Raw genomic sequence first — 20,257 nt, 5'->3', positions numbered from 1 at the left:
TATTGTAGTTACATTTAAAAAAGATGTCAACTCCTTTATTTTTATAGCCTTGACTCATCCTAATAAATACAAACAACCCTCGCGGTATCCGGTTGGAATACAGCGAGGGCTTGAATGAAGATATCAGCTCCATATTAACTTAATAACCGTTCCTTTACCTGCGTGACTTTTGACAGTAATCTGGCCCCCCATACATTCGATCAGTCCTTTAGAAATCGCCATGCCGAGCCCAGAACCGTTGGAGGTAGACGCTGTATCCGTTCCTCGATAATATCGTTCAAATAGCCGAATCATTGTTTCTTCATCCATTCCATCGCCGTCATCAGCAAATTGAATGATAAATCCGGTGTCCCTATCTTTATGAATAAGCGAAACGGTCAACTTCGTATCCGGTGGGTTGTGGAGCAGCGCATTCGCAGTTAAATTGTTGACAACCCTCTCTAACCATGGCGTATACAATTGAGCTCTTACATCGGTTTGTGCAGGTAGAAATACTATTCGCTGCTTCCCGTAAGCAGGATTGGCAGCAGCTTGTTCGAGAGCTTGTTGCAGCCAAGTGTTCAATTCAACTTCCATCGTCTCAGGTGGTTTAATTCCTGACTTTAGACGATAGGTCATTGCAAGATCACTGATCAGCATGTCCATATGGGCCGATTTATCTAGCATAGTCGTTGTAAACTTTCGAACTTCCTCTTTCGACCAATCGTATTTTGGTTCTGCCAGTAAATGAGCATATCCTGTGATAGAGGATAATGGGGTTTTCAAATCATGAGTAACACCGGCGATCCATTCCTCGCGTAAGCTCTCCGTCTCTTCCCGCAGTACTTGATCACTCTTCAAGGTTGCCGATAATTTCTCAATTGAAACCATCACATCAGCAAAAACACGGTATCTTCTCCTCCATTTACCCACGGCTGTTCGACTACGACGAAGTCCTTTACGATCCGTTGGCTCTGTATAAATGGCATTTCCGATGGAATCGAGCCACACGAGCATATGCAGCATAGGTGCACCGAAACGATGAGCTTGCCATAAAGAGAGCAACACAAACGCGATCAATAAAGCGATAAGCATGGCAATTGAGCCGATGATCACGACCTTTACTTCCTCTGGTATCCACACTTTTTTACCTGGATCTGTCCCTTTGATATTGGGTTCTCCCACGATCCAAGTACGACCTGTCTCCTTATCAAAAGAAGAAAGAACATGGTACCCATATCGCTCACTGTACAGGGTGCGAAGAGCAAGCTCTTGAACGGAGTACTGAGTGGGTATCATATTAGGTCTATTATAAGAAACCACTTCATTGCCTGATGAATCTATAAGTTGAACAAAAGCTTGGGCTGATTTAATTTCTTTTTCAAGTTCATCAGGAAGTACTGGTTCCCCTTTCGCAACAGCGAATGTCCCCTCACTCACTTTCTTTAATAGTGGACCTAATACATTAGGCGCACCATACACCAGTGCGAGCTGTTTACCATCCTTTTCTTGAATCCATAATGCCAGATTATAAGGAAACGGCTGAGTGCCCGTCCAATAGGCAACTACTTCGCCAGGACCATATTGAATGGGTACATCTTTAGGTGTATTATAGGCACTCTCAACTTGCCCATCTTCATTTAGACTTTGTAGCCATCCTTTATTTTTCTTCACTTGCTCCAGTAAACTCGGAGAAAAATGTATGCCATCCTCATCAATCTTAGAAGATTCTACCAATTGTTCAAGACCCACATTGGCAAAATCACGCGTGAGACTAATATCAAGAAACCGCAGCAAAATCCAAGTAAATGTTATGGCAGAAATAGCGAGAACTACCATGCCCGTAATTGCGAGCTGTAGAACAAACTTTAATGTTAAACGGCGCTTAATATTCATGGCGCAGACAATTCTTGGCGTTCTACTTTAACCAATTTGTACCCAAGACCTCTAACATTAACGATATACTTCGGATCGGATGGGTCAGCTTCTATACGCTCTCTTATGCGGTGAATATGCACCATGACCGTATTATCATCACTTAAGGCTTCTTCACCCCAAACCTTTTCATATAATTCACTTTTGCTGAATATTTGATTGGGATGTTTACATAAGAACAGCAGCAATTGGAATACAAGTGCCGGACAAGAGACCGACTCACCCTCAACCAGCAGCTCCCCTGCCGTCTCATCCAGTTTAAATCTCCCGTAATCGTAAACGTTCGCAGATTTGCTGTGAACTGTCGCTGTGATCTTATCAGTACCTGATGGAGCAGGTGAACTTAAGTATCGCCGCAACTGCGCTCTTATTCGAGCGACAACTTCAAGTGGATTAAAGGGTTTAGTGATATAATCATCTCCACCTATAGCAAATCCGGTCAGCTTATCAAAATCAGAGGTTCGAGCCGTAAGAAACAGGATAGGTGCGTCCGTCGTCTGCCGGATAAAAGGACAGATTTCAATTCCACTGCGCCCTGGCAACATCACATCCAATACAATCAAATCATATTTTTTGGCTTCGCAGGCGCTTATCGCTTCTTCACCCGTCACCGCAGTATCAATATTCATATAACCTTCCTTGCGTAGTACAGTCTCCATAATCTCCAAAAGCGATTGCTCATCATCTACAAGTAAAATCGATGCTTCATTCATTGTGAAATTCCCTTTCCAAATAGCCCTTGTTTTTATCATCATAGCATGATTCTTGACGCTATCAATCGCACTTACCTTAACAGAAGCTTAATTCGTATTCGTCTACTACACCAAAAGTTAAGATCGTATTAATACTGTGTTTCAGAAGAGCTAAGACTCATTTGCTATAATTTGACTATTGGGAGGCGATATTGAATGTCAGTAAAAACAGTTTTGGCAATAGGATCACTTGCCTTACTATTAACAGCTTGTGGAGGAGGAAAAACGGATATGAAAAATAATGCGAAAGTGGAGAAAACATCCAGTTCAGCTGTAGAATCAAACGAAATAATGTTCCTGCCTGATGATCTGCCAAATTTTCTGCTTAAAGGGAACTATAAAGAAATGTACGCCCACTTTAGCCAGCCTTTGAAGGATGAGGTAAGTGAAACTGAATTAGCTGAGACCGCTAAGGAATTCACTAAGGATATCCAGACACTGAACAAAGCATCTGATATGCAGCTTAATGGATTTGATCGACGTACTTGGTTGAGTGATACAGGTAATAAAGGGCTCATCGGAATGTTTGATCCGGATGGAACCATTTCATTAATCCAGATTCAAGAACTGACATCCTCCCCTGAAACCGATACAAAACTTAGTAAGCATGAATACGCATTGCCTTTCGAAGGTGACTGGTTTGTATTTTGGGGCGGAGAAAATGTTCTCGTAAATTATCATTATGAAGTAGAGATCCAGCGTTACGCCTATGATTTCATTCAGGCCAAGGAGAACTATTCTTATAAAGGTGATCCGCTAAAAAACAAAAGCTATTATGCCTTTGGGGAAAAAATCTTCGCCCCTGCAGATGGTACAATCGTATCGGTTATGAATGATATTAAAGATAATGAACCTGTCGGTGTTATGAATCCAAACCAGGCAACCGGCAATAACGTGGTCATCGATCACGGTGGTGAATTCAGCCATCTAGCACATCTCAAAAAAGGTTCGATTACAGTTAAGCCAGGCGATAAAGTCAAAAAAGGTGATATCATTGGGCTGACGGGTAACTCGGGCAACTCTAGTGAGCCCCATTTACATTTCCAGATCTCTGACGGAGTGGATTTATTCAACTCTCGTTCTATCCCTGTTAGGTGGGGGAACGGATTGAAGCCGATCCAAGGCGAGACGATCACCGCTGCTGAATAACGATCATTCTGGGTGGGTAAGGTTGTCTCCCTTATGAGATAGACGGACGAGACAACCTAGCCTGCGCTGAAATACATATAATTAGGGCCTTCTACAAATATTAATAGACATGTAGTGACTAAATTTCGGTCTCTTTCTCTGAAGAAAGGAAGCGTTGAACCAGATGACTTTACTCCTAGGGTCACATGTATCCATGACTGGACCAAAAATGCTCCTTCGAGCTAGTGAAGAGGCAGCATCTTATGGAGCGACCACCTTCCTAATATATACCGGAGCTCCTCATAATACACGTCGCAAACCCATTGAAGCTTTGAATGTTGAAGCTGGACAAGCTCACATGAGAGCTAACGGCATTTCAAATATTGTTGTGCATGCTCCGTTTATTGTTAACTTAGGGAATACGCAATCGAATCAAGTCTTTGAACATAGTATTGAGTTTCTTCAATCAGAAATTATAAGAACGGAAGCTTTAGGCTCAACACAAATTGTCCTTCATCCCGGGTCCCATGTTGGTGCGGGTCCACAGGCCGGAATTTCTCGGATCGTAGAAGGCTTAAACGAAGTGTTAGCCAATAAACGAAATGTTCAGGTTTCATTAGAGACCATGGCTGGAAAAGGTAGTGAATGCGGAACTACATTTGAGGAACTTGAGGCTATTATTGATGGAGTGACGCACAATGAGCGCCTGTCTATTTGTATGGACACTTGCCATATCCACGATGCTGGTTATAATGTGAAGGAAGATTTTGATGGCATATTGGATCAATTTGATCGCATAATTGGAATAGAGCGCCTAAAGGTCATTCACGTAAATGATTCAAAGAATATCATCGGCTCGCGAAAAGACAGGCACGAAAATATCGGACATGGATATATCGGCCTTCAGGCGCTTCGATATGTAGTCCACCATCCACAGCTAACAACCATTCCCAAGCTCCTGGAGACCCCCTCCATCGGTGAAAAGAAATATGTCAACCCGCCCTATAAGCATGAGATTTCATTGTTACGAGGAGAAACGGATGAGCCGATAAAACAAGCATAAACGCCTTCGGCGTCCTTATAAGGACGGTAAGCGTTTATGCTATAAACTATAATCAATTTATCCTTTTGCAGGATCATTCGTAACAGGTGCGGTTTCGTTCATTTGAAGTTTCTTTAGCGAGTTTTTCTTTGCGGTTAATTCTTTTGACAGATCAGCTTGCATACGATTTAAGGTTTTTATCTCATCATTCAGCTTTTTGATTCGCGACATTTTACTGCTCAAATCTGTGTGAGACTTGCTAAATTTCATATCCTGTTCTAATTGATTAATTTTAAATTTAGATTTTTCTTTTTTGTTCTGTGTGCTCTTGATTTTGTTTTCGAGCTCGGAAATTTCTTGTTGTAATTTAGTGATCATTGGTTTAGTAAAATTAATTGCCATTCTTACACCTCATATCATATTGTGTTGCTGAGAGACTATTCTACTATAAAAAGAGCAAAAAAGCACACTCATTAGAGTATGCTTCAAAGGTTCACATATTTTAAAAATAATCAGAGAAATAAGGATGCTCTGGTCTAATCAGTCCTTCCAGCAAATGAATTGTGGCTTCATCCGTCTGAATACGTCCGATGCGAGCCAGGTAGGTTGGCCGCTTATAGCCCATTAACATGGTTGTTAAGGTAGGAATATCAATCGTAAGTGAAGGATTTAATCCCCCTTCTCGCAGGGTCCCCTTCCCTTCTTTATCTACAGTTAGTGAAAATGTCCCTCGATTCCATTCCAGCATCGGATCGCTTAAGTTAAAAATGAGCTCACAGTCTTTGTCCTGCCGTTTAAAAGGATACTGTTCGATAAATAAACGGACATCTACAATCCGTGCCATAAAGTATGGAGCGATCGTTTCTTTGATATCCCCATCATCTAATATGAATGACAACGGTTCTCCTTTATAAATATCCCCTTTAACCAGCTTAATCATTGAAAAGTGCGCACTAATAAAATTCCACAAGCCCGTTCGAGCCTCTTCAACAATGTATACCATCTCTTTGATATAAAATATTTCTTCGGCGACCCAATACAACAAGTACCCCATGGGTTCATCGTTGTTATTGTAATAAATACCTACCGTCATATCATCTAAATCCCACCGCAAATATTCTTCCCAAGCTAACTCATTACGAATCATCGCCCCATGATGCTGCACGGCAAACTGATCATAAATCACTTTGATATCTGGATGTTCAATGGATACACGTTCCACATTTCCTGGGACATTTCTCATTTTTGGCAACTGGGTATCTGGCACTTCAAATGAGATTTTATCAGTGATGATTTCCCAGCCTTTTCTTCTATAATAAGGGATTGAATACGGATAAAGATAAGATATCGATTGTTTACGATCCCGCATTTTAGTTAAAGCATGAAGCATCAGTTTATTCATTAAACCTAAATTAGCATATTCGGGATAGGTTCCAACACCCGTTAGTCCACCCATCTCATAGATATGCCCAAAAATATTAACCTGAAACGGGTATACAGCTAACTGAGAGATGAGCTTGTCTCCATCAAACCAACCTACAACATCAGCATACTTAAGAACTGGCAACTTAGCCTGAGTGATTTCACGATTCTCCCAGCCAAAGATTTGCAGATCACGATTGGTCACTTGAAATACATAACGTAATAGATTATTAAATTGTTCTGCGTGCTTAGTCTCGACATTAGCTAATCTGATTCTATCCTGTAACTTACTGCGACTCACTGTTATTACCTCCGATAAATTGACCACTTTTTAAGCTTAAATCACTAGCTTGATCACATTGACTCAACGCATAGTATTCTTTATATACGTTGAATCAATGCATTAGGTGTCCATTATCTTGAGATTTCTTAATCTTTACCCAATGAGTTCCTTTGTAATTTAGGGATCAACGCGTAAGCAAACGTGATGAATGGACTTAACCATAAGAAAGTTGCATAAGGCGCATATTCTATCACGGGTACATCCAGAGTCACTGCGAAGAAGGCACCACTGACACCCCATGGAATCAATGGATTAACGAGAGTGCCGCAATCTTCTAGCGTACGGGACAGTGTCTTCGCTGGAATGCCACGGCGATTATATTCATCTTTGAACATTTGACCTGGCAAAAGAATCGAAAGATACTGTTCACCCGTCATGCCATTTACCGCAATGGATGACGCTCCGCTCATCAGTACAATGCTGCTTTTACGCTTGAGCGGTTGAATGAGTTTACGGAAAAAGGCCTCAATGACACCGCAATGCTGAATCAAACCACCTAAGGATAAGGCAATTAAGATTAGAGATACAGACCACATCATCGATTGCATTCCTCCGCGGTTCACGATAGAAGCAACCATTTCATTCGCGATATTACTGTTATATCCACTCTGCATTACACTAAACCAGACATCGATTTCAGTCTGCTGCTGAATCAAAGCCGTCACAAGAAGACCACTGACAATACCAACAACTAACGTAGGCAGGATCGGTATCCGCTTGATCGAACAAGCGATGACAGCTAGCGGAGATAGCAGCGTTAACCAATGAATATGGAATCCATCTTGTAACGCAAGCTTGATGTCCTTAATCGAAGATAAGTCGATCGAATTCCCTTTTGGTGCGAACATAAAAAAGAGAGTGGTGATAAGAAGCGCCGGCACCGTAGTGTATGCCATATTACGAATGTGTGTAAACAAGGATATCCCCGCTACAGCAGGTGCAAAATTCGTTGTATCGGAAAGTGGCGACATTTTATCACCAAAACAAGCCCCACTGATAATCGCTCCAGCAGCCAAAGTTGGGGAAATCCCCGTCGTTACTGCAATTCCCATTAAAGCAACGCCGATGGTGCTTACTGTCGTGAAGGAGCTTCCAGTGAACATCGAGACGATGATCGTGACATATAATGCGCTCACCGCAAAATAATTCGGAATAATATAATCCATACCATAATATAAAAGCGACGGTACTGTACCGCTCATCATCCACACAGCGATCAGAATTCCAATCAGCATGAGGATAAGAATTGGCATTATGGCCGTTTGTATCCCTTGAATAATGGCTGATTCGATCTTCTTCCAAGAGAAACCAAACATTCCTAGTAAGACGGCCGTGCCTATTGTAGTTACTAGAAGCGGTAGATGCGGCTCCGCTTTCAATAGAAAGATGGATACAAATAGAAGTGCTAAAATAAAAACGATGATGATCATGCTTTTTGAGAAACTAAGCTGTCGTTCCATGAAAATAATGCTCCTTAACATTGTATTGGGTATAAAAATAATGATCGAACGCTTCCGCACTTTTAAGCTTTTTTGCTTTTTGGCATTGAAGCGCAGAGGTAATCTTAACGAAAAGACTGAGAACAGTCAATGTAAAGAACATACATTGAAGGAATTTCCATAAAAAGTTCATAAGTATAGGCGAGAAATAAAAAAAGTGCTGGCAATTATGCCAACACATTTGACTTGGTTCTTAACCCAGCTCACTACAATTTTAATTGTCAGTGTTTTTAGTTGTTCTCGGTTCCGATGAAACGTAATTTAATGGGTAAGACTGACTCCCTAACAACATCCTATGACCCTGAAATTCATCATATAGATTTATACGAATGCTTCCTCCCCTTAATATTTTGTGGAAGTTACTATTAAATGAGATGGAGTATGATTTATTCTTACCCATTGGCAAATCAGACCCCAGTTGCAAAGTCTTCTCCATGGATTGTCCGTAAGGGTCAATAATTTCTAAGACTAGCTTATGCTCATAGGCACCTGCTTCAAAGGCGTCTTTTTCGAATAAGCTATAATTCATAACTATATCTAATGTACCTTTCTCTTCAGTAATCGTACCCGCTGCATTTGCAACCGAAAGGTTGTAAGGGAATAGATCGACACTTGTTAGATTATTCTGTGAGATTGCTGTCATAGGGGTAAGTGCTAATTTAACACTATTGATAAATCCAGTGGATGTTCCCCCTAAATCTGTAAGCTTACCGTCAGCAACCCCTTCCCCAATATAAAGCACAAGCTCAGACGTATTCACCCCTTGCGGAAGTTTACTCCAGATTGTAACCAGGTTTTTACCATTTGGGCTAGTTGGAGTTGTCGATTGGCTAACCATCGCCTTGAAAAATTGATTGTCAGATGTTTTGTAATAAGCCACAAGCTGTGCCTGTTTCGACTGGCGTGGTTCTTCGTTAATCATTTCCAGTTCCGTATAGATCAAGCTAGAACTGTTTTCATTATAAGTGGTTGTCCGACGCTCGCGAACTTTTGCTTTTCTGCCTAACGAGTTCACTTGGTGAGATTCACCAACAGCAATCGTATTGATCACATTATTTAGCGAATTTGTATTCATAGAGAGAAACTTCGTGACTTCATCTCCGGAGGTGTCTTGCAACACTATCTTTAGCTGATTGAAACTATAAGTATATGGGACGCTCGCTATCACATAGATTTCTGTCGCTTCATTAGGAGCAAGCATCGATTGTGTATTTGTGGTCACGATCTGGGCTGTACTGCTAAGATCACTCATTCCTGCTTTAACTATAGCTTTTAAAGAAGGTAGCTGTACTGAGGATAAGCCGGTGTTACGGATGCTGATAGTAGTTACGATTTGATCACCATCATCCCAAGGCAAACGCTGATAGGATCCAAGTTTCACCATGAATTTCCCATACCTATTCTCGACCGAATACCCTTGTCCTATCAGATTATTGTTTTCTAGAGCATAAGGTATGTTATACAGCGCAGTTGGGAAAATAACCTTGTCATCAACAGCAGGTTCCGTCCACTCTAGCTTTAAGGTACCTTGATTAAGAATTAATGGCACATCTGCCCTGAGACTGACGATCTTCTCTTCAAGCGGTTTCAAGGTTACATTCGCAAGTGCTTTTGAATCTACTGGAATACTAAATCCTTCAGCCGCTTTAACCGTAAGCTCGTATGCAGGTAGAGTGATAGGTTTATTCCCAAGATTCTTAAGACGGAATTGAAGATTCCATTTCGCGGAGTCATTCTCCGAATATACGGAAGCACTCTTCAATTGCGTTTCAACCGTATTATTCTTAACAGAAATCTTTTTAACAGCATAATTAGCCACAGCAAAGTCGACAGTTGTTAATGCAGGAAGCTTAAACGATTTAACAGGTAGCATTATTTTCAAAGTTTCATCTTCTTGTGCAAATTGCAATATCATATGTTCAGTCTTCATATAGGAAGGAACTTCTGTTAAATAGTAAACCGTCTTCTTCTCTTGAGACTGTACATTGATACTGCTTCTGGCATCCTCCTGCTTAAGTTCGAACACCGAGCCACCGACTGATTTCAAGTAAGCAATATAAGTGGAGCCGCTTAGCACTTTTTTATCCAAATTCGTGAAACTAACGCCAACTCTCATATATACTTTTCCATTTCTTTTAAGCCTTTGTAGACTTTCCGCTTTGATGTTTACTAGCAGATTATCCATCGTGAGCTTCTTGCTCTGGCCTTGAGGAACGACAACTGAATAACTTGCCGGAATGGCGAATTCGCCTAGTTTTTTCTGATAATCCTGACTACTGAAATCCCACTTCAATAGGGTCACTTTAGTGCCGTTCATTTTAGTAGACTGTCCAATATTCACATAGTAAGTTACAATTTGGCTACTCTTTGGAGGGATGTTTTTTTTGGTGACATCTCTCGTGACAGGTTTGCCTTGAATGACAACCCCCCCAGTTGTAGTAACCCTTGAGAAATAATCAACGTGAGCTACACTATTGTTACTACCATTGCTATAACTAAGTGTGTATATAAGTATATTGCCACTCGGTTGCTCAATAATATCCATATCTATTAGCTTCACGTTGACATTGTTTTTTAAAGCGATCGTACCAAGTTTGTCCAGCGTGAATACCGCTGTAGCTGAATCACTTGTCGATGCTGCATATATGCTGTTTGCAAAAGGTTGGCTTAATAGCATTGCGCTGAGCAGAACTACAGCATATGTTTTTGGTGATTTGTGCATGAGTCCCCCTCCTTATACAAAATCCTGTTTAATACATCTATTCGTTTAGAACGATTGTTACTCGATTCTGGATCAGCTTTGCAACAGCTTCCGCAGATTTTTGTCCACTGAAGAATGATGAGGACTCCTCTCCAATAATAAAAAGCACTTTATTATTCAGTTCCGCATATTGATCTAGAGTATGAATGATTTCTTTAAACTTAGTAAATTCTTCATCAGAAACCTTAGCGGCTCTTCCGGTTGGAAGCTTATATGCTCCACTTTTCATCTTTTCCTGAATATCGTTTAAATTCTTATCGTTCACGGATTGGAGCAAAGAGAATCCTTCTCTATCTTGCAATGACTGTGCTTCTTCAGATAACAAGAAGGTCATAAACTTATAAGCTTCTTCTTTCACCGGAGTATTGGCTTGTATGGCGAGCGAAGATGAAGGAATGATTCTCATACCACCAGTCTGACCTGCATGTGGCTTTTGAAGGTACACCGGATTTTCAAAGTAAGAATATGGACCATCGATAAAGTCTGTTGGTGACCATATAACGATGGAGTTAAATAGCTGATTACCTATCTCCGGTGCCTCCGAAGTCATAACTTGTTCTTTATACATTTTCTTGACTTGTGCCAACAATTCCACAAAAGCAGGAGAGTCGAACTTCGCTTGTTTCGCGTCACTATCAACAAAAAAATTATAATTATCCACGCTCATTTCTTGCAGTGTGACTTCCGGCGGGTAATTCGTTAGGGCATAAAGTTTGTTTTTAGCGTCCTTCCCAGCCTGTTGTATAATTTCCTTCGATTGCTCCCCAAACTCTTTCCAAGTCCAATTCTTATCGTCAATCTTCACATTTGAGTTCTTAATCATATTCCCATCACCTATGAACGCTCTAAAAGCGAACCCGGTAGGAATGAAATATAGGCCGTCGTTTACCTTCATTGCGTCCAAAACATTCATTTCTAAATCACTCTTATTTACCGTTTTATCGTGTTCAAATATATCATTCATGTTCACAAGCAACTTTTTACTCACATAATCATTGATTGAAAAGGCGCTTACATCAAAAATATCTGCACCTTTTCCAGAGAGTAGGGCTGTATTCGTTGTTTTTTTATATTCTACATAACCATTCTCCCCCCACTCATTTCCCACTTCTTTATATGCCTTAATTTGTAGGTCGATATCCGGGTATTTCGCTTCAAACTTTTTCTCTAGCGCCTGATAGAATGCACTCGATTCTGCTAGGGATAGAGTCAAGATTGTCTTTCCCTCTTCAGTTGTCGTTTCCCCCTTGCTTTCCACTTTCTCATTACCTCCGGTATTACATGCCGTTGTCATTATCAAAGCACCCATTAATAGTACAAAAATAGACCTTTTAATCATTTGATTTCCTCCTCCTATTTTCTCATTTATATGATTTCTTATTGCAGTCGAACTCGGTTCCCGTCTTCAAGAGGTTCATTACTTTCCAGAATAATTGAATCCTCCTCATAGAGAATATCCGATTGAATCATCGTTTCTTTCTCGTTTTTTTCACTGGAGTGAATACGAACTTTTTGAGCGACAAAGACATTGCCTAATGCCCCCCGCTGCTCGTCAACTTTATAGATAAACAAACCTTCGCGATCCTCATGAATAGCTTCATTGGATAGGAGTAATCCCTCTTGGAGTGAATGTTTTTCGATTTTGATCCGAGCCTGTTCACCTCCTTTAAGTTCTGGATCAACGACTTTTATTCTCAGATTCTTTTGAGGAATGGTTTGAGTCTTCCCGGTCTCATTACTAGAGGGGCTATCAGTACGTGACTCTGAATTCGAAATTTCTTCAATGGAGCCGTTTAGGATCCGGGCTTCTTGTCCGTGATTCATATCAACCTCAACCTCTATCTTTTCTCCAGCAGAAATCCCTAAATTGGACAAATGCACGGAATCCATAATAATATCCAATCTGTAACCCCGACTACTGTTGGATACAATTACATCCGGTTCTCCCATTGAAGCTAACCCTTCGACGGCATTCAGTTTTGAAATCAGACCATCGAAAGGAGAGAATAGTTGTTTTTCGCTTGTTAGACGATTTTTTAGCCCGCTAATCTTATTTTCCTGAGCTAAGATATCTAACTTACCTTTTTCGATATCACGTCTTGCATTTCTGATTTTGAATTCATCCTCTTCGAGCGCGGATTGGATGTACTGATCTTGCCTATCCTGTTGATCAACTTTCTGCTTTTCTAAATTTGTTATTTCTTCTTTCAATTCTTGCTCAGCAGTTATGCTCTCATAGATAATAAGCTTTTGTCCCTTTTTTACACGTTGTCCTTCTTTCACTAGAATTTGTTCAACCTTTAGTCCGGAAGTATTCGAAAGTTTAACTTCAGCAAGTGGCTGCAAGATCCCACTACCTTCAATCGTAAATAAAAGATTTCCCTTTGTTGGTTTTTCGGTTCTAACTTTCGGCAAGGTCAAAGATTGTATCGTGTTACTGAACAATGTAAAAAACAACAATAATCCCATAAAAACCATGAAGACGACTTGAATATTTCGTTTACGTCTACGATCAGTCGACTCTATACCTAACTCCATATCCCGTCATTCTCCTCCAATCAACCTTTGATACCAGACAATTGAACGCCTTCAATAAAATACGATTCCGCATACAGAAACAGCATCACCATCGGAGCCATATAAAGTATGGATGCAGCAAAAGCAATTCCTCTCTCGCCTTCATTGATCCTCGATAAAAAGACTGACAATGGCTGCTTAAACGGATCATTTAGAAAAATAAGCGGCTGCTCCACCATATTCCAATAATCCACGAACAATAATATGACGAGTGCTGCCAGACCAGGTTTAATCATCGGAATAATAATCTTGTAGAAGATCAGAAAATGTCCAGCACCATCCATTTTGCTTGCTTCGATATACGCATACGGTATATCTAGCATGAACTGTCTGAGCATAAACACACCAAAAGCTGCGAAAATTCCAGGCAATATAATTGCATATGAACTATCTAATATTCCTAGCTTATCCGCCATAATATAGTTCGGTACTAGCGTCACTTGGAAAGGCATAAGCATCGTTAGGACATAAATAAGAAACAAAGGATCTCGTCCCCGGAATTTCAGCTTCGAGAAAGCATAGGCAGCGAGTGCTGCTACCAATGTTTGTCCTGCAATGATGGGCACAACCATGAATACTGAGTTCCAGAACATCGTCAGATATTTAGGGTTGTCTAGGAGAACCTTAGTATACTGGTCCAAGGACACTTGATCCGGCAGCAATTTTAAATTCACATAAGGATCTTCTCTCCCTTCAATCACCTCATTCATTTGCCCGATAGGTCCATAATTGATCTCAATTTCTTTCTCTGTCATAAGAGAATTTGTGAATGTGATCACAATCGGGAATAATAACAAGACTGCAATAATAGCCATGACGAATGTTAATGTCCCTTTTCGCAACACTTTGACAACTGGCACAACCTTCTCACCCCTATTCCATGAATTGTCTATGCCTCCGTTCAAATGCAAACAATCCCAACACGATCAATAAAATACAACCAAACATTAAGGTCGCTGCGGCAGTCAGCTTCTGAACATCGAGCGACATGAACATATTGTTCATATAATGCTGCAGCATGTAGATACTGTCATGCGGATACTCGCCTGCGATCAAGTACGTTTCTCGAAACACTTTGAATGAATTAATGATCGACATGATGACCACAAAAAACATCGAAGAGGTTAGATAGACAAGCGTAATACTGCGAAACTGCCGTAATCGTCCAGCACCTTCAATTTGAGCTGTTTCATAATAATCCTTTGGAATTTGCTGCAATCCCGCCAAGAATAAAATCACGTTATAACCGATGTTCTTCCATAAATAAACAACAATGATTACATTTCTAGCTGCATCCGTCTTCATCCAATCCACACGATCGATACCGAAGTTGTTCAGCCAGGCGTTAAGCGAGCCATTCCAATCGAAGAGCATCTGCCAGATCAGAATGATGGAGGCGACAGGTACGACAAGCGGCAACACGTATCCAGTCCTCAGCCAATTCCGAAAATATGTATTTTTATTCAATAACATCGCTAATCCTAACGAGAGCACAAGCATTAGTGGAACACTTATCACGCTAAAATAAAATGTATTAGATGCTGCTTTACGGAAAGAATCGCTATCTAGCAGCTCTCGGTAATTATCAAACCCTACAAAGTGGCCCTCTATCGTGCTGTCCATAAAAGAATAGAATACTCCCATAACAAACGGTATAAGGTAAAACATCGCGAATCCGATACCGCTTGGTGCCAGGAACATTATTGCCGCTGAGACATCCTTTCGGAGCCATTTCTTCATAATTGGGTTTATCATTCTTTCAGTAACCTCCTTCATGTACTTAGAATAAGTAAAACTGTTTAAAAAGAAGTACGGTATATATTAAGTATTTCTTAAATTTCAAACAATGAAGATGTGGGGTCACAGAAAAACCGTTGATAGAATTATCAACGGCTAAAAGAGTTAATATAAAATTCAATCTTTTGTTTAATCATTCATTGCTTTCTAATTCTTCGAGTACAACTCCACAGCCTGCGTATCCATAATTGGATTTGTATATTTCTCTAACGTTATCGTTAATGGCTGAGGATAGTTCTTCGCTTCCGCGCCAAAATTATATCCAAACTCGTTCACGGCTGACCCATCCTTAGAAGTCGTATAGCTGCTGAAGCTGCTTGTGGAAGGTGCTCTATTATGTACCTTCCCTTTTGCGTCAGTAAAAGTCTCAGCAAGTCTAGTAGAGCCTTCTAAATATTGAGCATTCTCAAGATTACGTCTTAGGAGGATTTCTCCTTCCTCTACATTATTCTCTTGTTTTGGCGTAATTAACTCAAGTCCAGTTCCGGGCGCTTCAATAAGCTGATATTTGTTAAGATCCACGACAATTTTCATTTGATCCTTTTCGACAGCCGAAATTCCGAATGCTTTCAACGTCACAGAATCCGGCTGTTGGCTGCCCTTACCATTCTTGAACACTAACGTGAACATGGAGTTGTCCGTATAGACTTCGGAATTGTCAGAATTGATGATATCGGGGTAATACAACTTCTCAACTGTGTCCCCTTTTTTACTAATCAGTACTGGATTAATTAATTGAAAAATTTGTTTATCATTGTTTTGATCATACTCCAGATCTACATAAGTGCTAAGCGGAGTATATTGAACTTTATTCACTTTAATCTTTTGCCCGTCCACTGTCAGTGTTCCGTCTGTATCCAGCATACGTTCCTGTGCTTTGAGCATGTCAGGATCAAGCTCGAAAGCAACATCTAGGCTAGTCCGATACTTATTACTACTGGATAGGAGAGCCTTATCTGAAGTTTCGGTAAGAATTATATTATAGTTGACTTTCTTTGGATATTTTACCGATGGTGAAAGATTAGTGGAGTATATAAAATCCATAGACTGTCCGGGTTGAATTCGGCTCTCACTAGCGAGCATACTTAATGATGCGCCTTTGTGAAGAGGCGACTCCTGTATACCTTCAAATTTAAGCTCAAAATCCGCGTGTATAACTACTTCGTCCGTATTGTTCTGAACACTGTATAAAACATAAACCTTCCGTCCATCTGTAACGGCACCTGTCACATCTATCCGGTAACCCTTGTTTTCAGCGCTCTGTCCAACTGGCACAACGAGATTCTGCTCAAGGGCACTGGCTAATGCAGGCTCTAACCTTGAGAACGAGCGATAAGCTTTGAAATTATCCGTATTTTTAGTGCTGGCCGACTGTACTGAAGGTTGTACCGCTCCCTTATTCGGTAATCCAATTGTTGAATATGTAACCAGTAACGCAACCGCTGCAGCTGCAACGACACCCATTCCTGTAGTATAAATACGCCGTTTCTCTTGCTTTTTCCCTTTTGCTATTCCTTTTCTCATGGCGTTGTAAATTTTCATCTCCTGTATTGCTTCGACATTTTGTTGCACTTCATCGATGTTCTTATGTAGAATACGTTCTTCTTTTTCTGTCATTCCGTTCACCTCCAATATTGCTATAAATAGCTCCTAAGCTGTTTGAGTCCCTCTCGCAGCCAAGTCTTAATGGTACCTTCTGGTCTTTTTAGCACTTTAGCAATTTCGATTGTGGTCATGTCATGGTAGTATTTCAGCGTTACGACATGCCGGTATTTAGGTTTTATCCGATTCATCGCACGCTCCAGATCAATTCGGTCATTACTCTTCATTTCCTGTGCCGCTTCCTCCACCATCTTTTCCGCTACAATCACACGCTTTTTGCGCCGTAGCTCATCCATGCAGCAATTGATCGTTATTCGGATCAGCCAAGGTGTGAAGGACTGTTCATCCTTTAATTTTTTACGTTTCATCCATGCCCTGCATGACGCTTCTTGGATCACTTCCAGCGTATCTGACTCTGTTCGCAGATAACTGTAGGCAATAGCGTACATTTTTCGATGTTCCACATACAATCGACTAAAAAAAGCTTCTTCATCCATTTGCGCAAAATCTACCATTCTGACTTCATCCATTGTGTTTTCCACCTTCCACCACCCCCTCTATCTTCTATCAGGAAGATGCATCCACCTCATATATCTATAAGTAAGACGGAGTTGAACGTAAAAACGATTGATTTTTTTCAAATTCATTTCATATGTAGTAAAATAGTAACGTTAAGTACAACCTTTAGAGCATTTTGTGAAAAGAGGTGGATCGGTGCTAAAAGCTGACAGACAGGCGTATATCCTAAAAAAAGTAGAGACCGAAGGCCGCGTCGTTGTCCAAGAATTAACACAGGAATTAAATGTAACAGAAGATACCATACGAAAAGATTTACAAAGCTTGTCGAAGCTGGGACTTCTCAAACGAATTCATGGTGGTGCTCATAGCCTTATTAGTGACATGAAAGATTTCAATTCACGTGTAGAATTTAATAGCCAGACCAAAGCTGACTTAGCTAAACGAGCTTGCAGACTTATTGAGAATGCAAAGGTTATTTTTATTGATGGCGGGTCCACAAATTTAAAAGTAGCTGAGAACATCCCTGAGCATTTTGATGGAAGAATTATTACCAACTCCCCCTCAATTGCATTATCGCTGTGCCGATTGTCCAAAGCTAGTGTAACTTTGTTAGGTGGCGACCTCGATAAAAAGAACCAAGTGTTATTCGGAGCTTCAACGCTTAGAGCGATACAGCAAATCCATTTGGATCTAACAATCCTTGGCGTATCCACGCTGGATTCAAAGGTGGGCATAACTGTTCCCTCTTATGAGGAATCTATCATTAAGAATCAACTTTTTGAACAATCTTCCATGGTTATCGCCATAGCTACAAAAGAAAAGCTGGAGAAAATATCTACTTTTTTTGTAGCCAAGGTATCCGCGTTAGACTATTTAATCACTGAAGGTACAGTAGACAATAAAATTGTTGATACATATAAAAAACTTGGAGTTAACGTCGTTACAGTATAATACGTTCTTATATTAGTACAAAAAAAGATGAACACCGCCTGAAGCTTGTGCTCATCTTTCGTTTAAAAAGCTATCAATAGCCTTATAGGAATCATGATTATGCTGCTCATTGCTGAGCGTTTTCGAAGTAATCTCAATAAATTGAGCGTTTGGGATATATTCTGAGAGTAATAATCCGTATGCGTATGGATGAATAGGATCAAGTTGACTAGCAAGGATCAATGTGGGCAGCTTTAAGTTCTTCCAGGCCTCACGATCAGTATTGGGACAATCCATAGGCAGCTTCACAAACTTCATAGAGGTTTCTTTTACATAAGGATATTTAAACTGCCCTAATAAGGATTCACCCGCATAAGACGATAATGAAGACATGGTTTTATAGATCTCTGAATTTTCGTATCTATTTTGAGCGGTTAGGGTATCTGTATCCTGCAGTACATCATGAATTTTGGCAAAAGCTTCACGAACCAACTTCTCTTGCGGTTTATCTTCCCAGGCTGGACGTGACAGAATAAGCTTCTTAACGCTATCCGGATATCTCAATGCCAAATGTAGCGACACCCCAGCACCTGTGGAAATCCCTCCAATACTGAATTGACTGATATGCAGGTATTTCGTTAAAGCCATCACATCCTCGGCGAATTGTTTAAAAGAAAAGTCATCCGCATGGCCAAACGCCACCGTCTTTCCATGACCTCGAAAATCTATTGAGATCCTTCGTATGTGATCTGTTTGCTTCATTAAACCGAAAGTTTGATTAACGTCTCCGCCCAGACCATGAAGAAAAATAAAAGGCTCTCCATCCCCTCCATCATCTTCATAATAAAATCGAATGTGATCGTAGGTAAAGTAAGGCACAAGATTCCCTCCTTTATAACGGACCCGAAACGTCACTAAGGTAAATCGTATTTCCGGTCTTAACCGATTCTTCCACAGCGAGCATCGCTCTCATCGTAGCAATCCCATCCTCAATCGTTGCACCTACACCTGGCTTATTATGGAGAATAGAATCTGCAAAACCTTCAATCTGCAATCTATAAAAATGTCCATCTGCTCCAAGCGGTCTATGGTAGCTGTTATCACTAGCTTTGAAAATTTCTACATCGCTTGATTTTAATGTCCACGGGTTGTATGTCTTTGCTACTACTGATCCGAATTCACCATAAATTTGGAATCCTTCATGCCAATCCATCCGAACCGCAATGGTCAAATCCAATTGAGCTACAAAGCCGCTTTCAAACTCCGCAGTAATAAACCAACAATAGGCACCGAATTTTTGCGTATTCCATGCTTTCAAACTTACAATATTTCCACCTAGATATCTTGCGGTATCGAACAAATGGCTTCCATGACCTAAAATATAATAGCGTTCCTTGTTCGCTTTTGGATCTCCAGCAGGTCTCTTTATTTTTTTACCGGATATAATCACTGGCTGAACATTCTCGGTAACGGTATATCGATAGGTGGAATCACAATACCAAGCTTTTAGGCCAATAATCTCACCCATTTCATGATCCACAAACTCTTTAGCTGCTACTATACCGGGGTCAAATCTCTTCATATTCCCCACTTGCACTTTGAGATCGGTACGTTCCACTAGCTCTTTTAATTCTTCCACTTCTTCGATGGATACACCTAGAGGCTTTTCTACCAAGACATGTTTACCTGCACGCAAGGCTTGTTTAGCTGCCTCCACATGAAATTGATCGGCAATCCCAATAACTACAGCATGTACGCTCGGGTCCGCCAGCATTTGATCATAATCCGTATATATCTTGTCAGGTTCATAGATAGCATTCATTCTTTGAAGCAAGTATTCATCTACATCGCATATTGCGTAAAGGTGAGCATTACGTGAACGCCTTATAGAGTCAAAATGCGCCGCTTGTGAAATCTGACCGCAACCTAATACGCCGATGTTCAACAATTGGTTTTCCTTTTTCATATTCA

Annotated in this window: 17 protein-coding genes; 3 read left to right on the top strand and 14 right to left on the bottom strand. The window is 40.6% G+C overall.

Features of this window, described 5'->3' with window-relative positions:
• Positions 1-123: 123 nt before the first annotated feature.
• Both PAENI_RS05325 and PAENI_RS05320 read right to left on the bottom strand, forming a co-directional pair.
• Complete coding sequence (locus PAENI_RS05325) at positions 124-1,875, bottom strand: sensor histidine kinase (protein WP_149644496.1); 1,752 nt, start codon at positions 1,873-1,875, stop codon at positions 124-126.
• Entirely contained in the window at positions 1,872-2,627 is a 756-nt protein-coding gene (locus PAENI_RS05320) for a response regulator transcription factor (RefSeq protein WP_149644495.1), read from the bottom strand. Before PAENI_RS05320 ends, PAENI_RS05325 begins: the two co-directional genes overlap by 4 nt.
• 195 nt (positions 2,628-2,822) lie before the next feature.
• Between PAENI_RS05320 and PAENI_RS05315 the strand changes: the two genes are divergently transcribed.
• Together PAENI_RS05315 and PAENI_RS05310 are read left to right on the top strand one after the other, a co-directional pair.
• Positions 2,823-3,815 carry a M23 family metallopeptidase gene (locus PAENI_RS05315; protein WP_262495506.1) on the top strand — a complete coding sequence of 331 codons (993 nt, stop codon included), beginning with the start codon at positions 2,823-2,825 and terminating at the stop codon, positions 3,813-3,815.
• A gap of 163 nt (positions 3,816-3,978) precedes the next feature.
• Positions 3,979-4,857: a deoxyribonuclease IV gene (locus PAENI_RS05310; RefSeq protein ID WP_149644494.1), complete on the top strand. Its 879-nt coding sequence runs from the start codon at positions 3,979-3,981 to the stop codon at positions 4,855-4,857.
• A 57-nt stretch (positions 4,858-4,914) separates the two neighbouring features.
• Here PAENI_RS05310 and PAENI_RS05305 read toward each other — a convergent pair whose 3' ends face one another.
• The 10 genes from PAENI_RS05305 to PAENI_RS05260 form a co-directional block, all read right to left on the bottom strand.
• Positions 4,915-5,238 carry a coiled-coil domain-containing protein gene (locus PAENI_RS05305; RefSeq protein WP_149644493.1) on the bottom strand — a complete coding sequence of 108 codons (324 nt, stop codon included), beginning with the start codon at positions 5,236-5,238 and terminating at the stop codon, positions 4,915-4,917.
• A 100-nt stretch (positions 5,239-5,338) separates the two neighbouring features.
• Complete coding sequence (locus tag PAENI_RS05300) at positions 5,339-6,559, bottom strand: GNAT family N-acetyltransferase (protein WP_149644492.1); 1,221 nt, start codon at positions 6,557-6,559, stop codon at positions 5,339-5,341.
• Between the two features lie 128 nt (positions 6,560-6,687).
• Positions 6,688-8,061: a Na+/H+ antiporter NhaC gene (gene nhaC / locus PAENI_RS05295; protein WP_149644491.1), complete on the bottom strand. Its 1,374-nt coding sequence runs from the start codon at positions 8,059-8,061 to the stop codon at positions 6,688-6,690.
• Positions 8,062-8,314: 253 nt separating this feature from the next.
• Entirely contained in the window at positions 8,315-10,822 is a 2,508-nt protein-coding gene (locus PAENI_RS05290; protein ID WP_149644490.1) for a hypothetical protein, read from the bottom strand.
• Positions 10,823-10,859: 37 nt separating this feature from the next.
• Positions 10,860-12,200: an ABC transporter substrate-binding protein gene (locus PAENI_RS05285; RefSeq protein ID WP_149644489.1), complete on the bottom strand. Its 1,341-nt coding sequence runs from the start codon at positions 12,198-12,200 to the stop codon at positions 10,860-10,862.
• Between the two features lie 38 nt (positions 12,201-12,238).
• Positions 12,239-13,399 carry an efflux RND transporter periplasmic adaptor subunit gene (locus PAENI_RS05280; protein WP_149644488.1) on the bottom strand — a complete coding sequence of 387 codons (1,161 nt, stop codon included), beginning with the start codon at positions 13,397-13,399 and terminating at the stop codon, positions 12,239-12,241.
• A 20-nt stretch (positions 13,400-13,419) separates the two neighbouring features.
• On the bottom strand, positions 13,420-14,253 hold the full coding sequence (locus PAENI_RS05275) for a carbohydrate ABC transporter permease (protein WP_188114487.1): 834 nt from the start codon (positions 14,251-14,253) through the stop codon (positions 13,420-13,422).
• 58 nt (positions 14,254-14,311) lie between these two features.
• A complete protein-coding gene (locus PAENI_RS05270; protein WP_149644603.1) occupies positions 14,312-15,178 on the bottom strand; it encodes a carbohydrate ABC transporter permease in 867 nt (288 codons plus the stop codon).
• 204 nt (positions 15,179-15,382) lie between these two features.
• Positions 15,383-16,852, bottom strand: a complete 1,470-nt coding sequence (locus PAENI_RS05265; RefSeq protein ID WP_149644486.1) for a DUF4179 domain-containing protein — start codon at positions 16,850-16,852, stop codon at positions 15,383-15,385.
• Between the two features lie 20 nt (positions 16,853-16,872).
• Positions 16,873-17,367, bottom strand: coding sequence for an RNA polymerase sigma factor (locus PAENI_RS05260; protein WP_149644602.1), 495 nt, complete (start codon positions 17,365-17,367; stop codon positions 16,873-16,875).
• A gap of 184 nt (positions 17,368-17,551) precedes the next feature.
• On the opposite strand from PAENI_RS05260, the gene PAENI_RS05255 reads away from it, so the two are divergent.
• Positions 17,552-18,307 (top strand): DeoR/GlpR family DNA-binding transcription regulator, encoded by a 756-nt coding sequence (locus tag PAENI_RS05255; protein WP_149644485.1) that lies wholly within the window; start codon positions 17,552-17,554, stop codon positions 18,305-18,307.
• A gap of 51 nt (positions 18,308-18,358) precedes the next feature.
• On the opposite strand, the gene PAENI_RS05250 is transcribed toward PAENI_RS05255, so the two are convergent.
• Both PAENI_RS05250 and PAENI_RS05245 read right to left on the bottom strand, forming a co-directional pair.
• Positions 18,359-19,165, bottom strand: coding sequence for an alpha/beta fold hydrolase (locus PAENI_RS05250; protein ID WP_188114480.1), 807 nt, complete (start codon positions 19,163-19,165; stop codon positions 18,359-18,361).
• Positions 19,166-19,178: 13 nt separating this feature from the next.
• Positions 19,179-20,252, bottom strand: coding sequence for a Gfo/Idh/MocA family protein (locus PAENI_RS05245; RefSeq protein ID WP_149644483.1), 1,074 nt, complete (start codon positions 20,250-20,252; stop codon positions 19,179-19,181).
• Positions 20,253-20,257 lie beyond the last annotated feature (5 nt).

This window comes from Paenibacillus sp. B2(2019) (genome assembly GCF_008370385.1).
Classification (GTDB): domain Bacteria; phylum Bacillota; class Bacilli; order Paenibacillales; family Paenibacillaceae; genus Paenibacillus_AQ.
The sequence above is the reverse complement of the archived record's forward strand: the minus strand, read 5'-3'. Positions and strand labels throughout refer to the sequence as shown.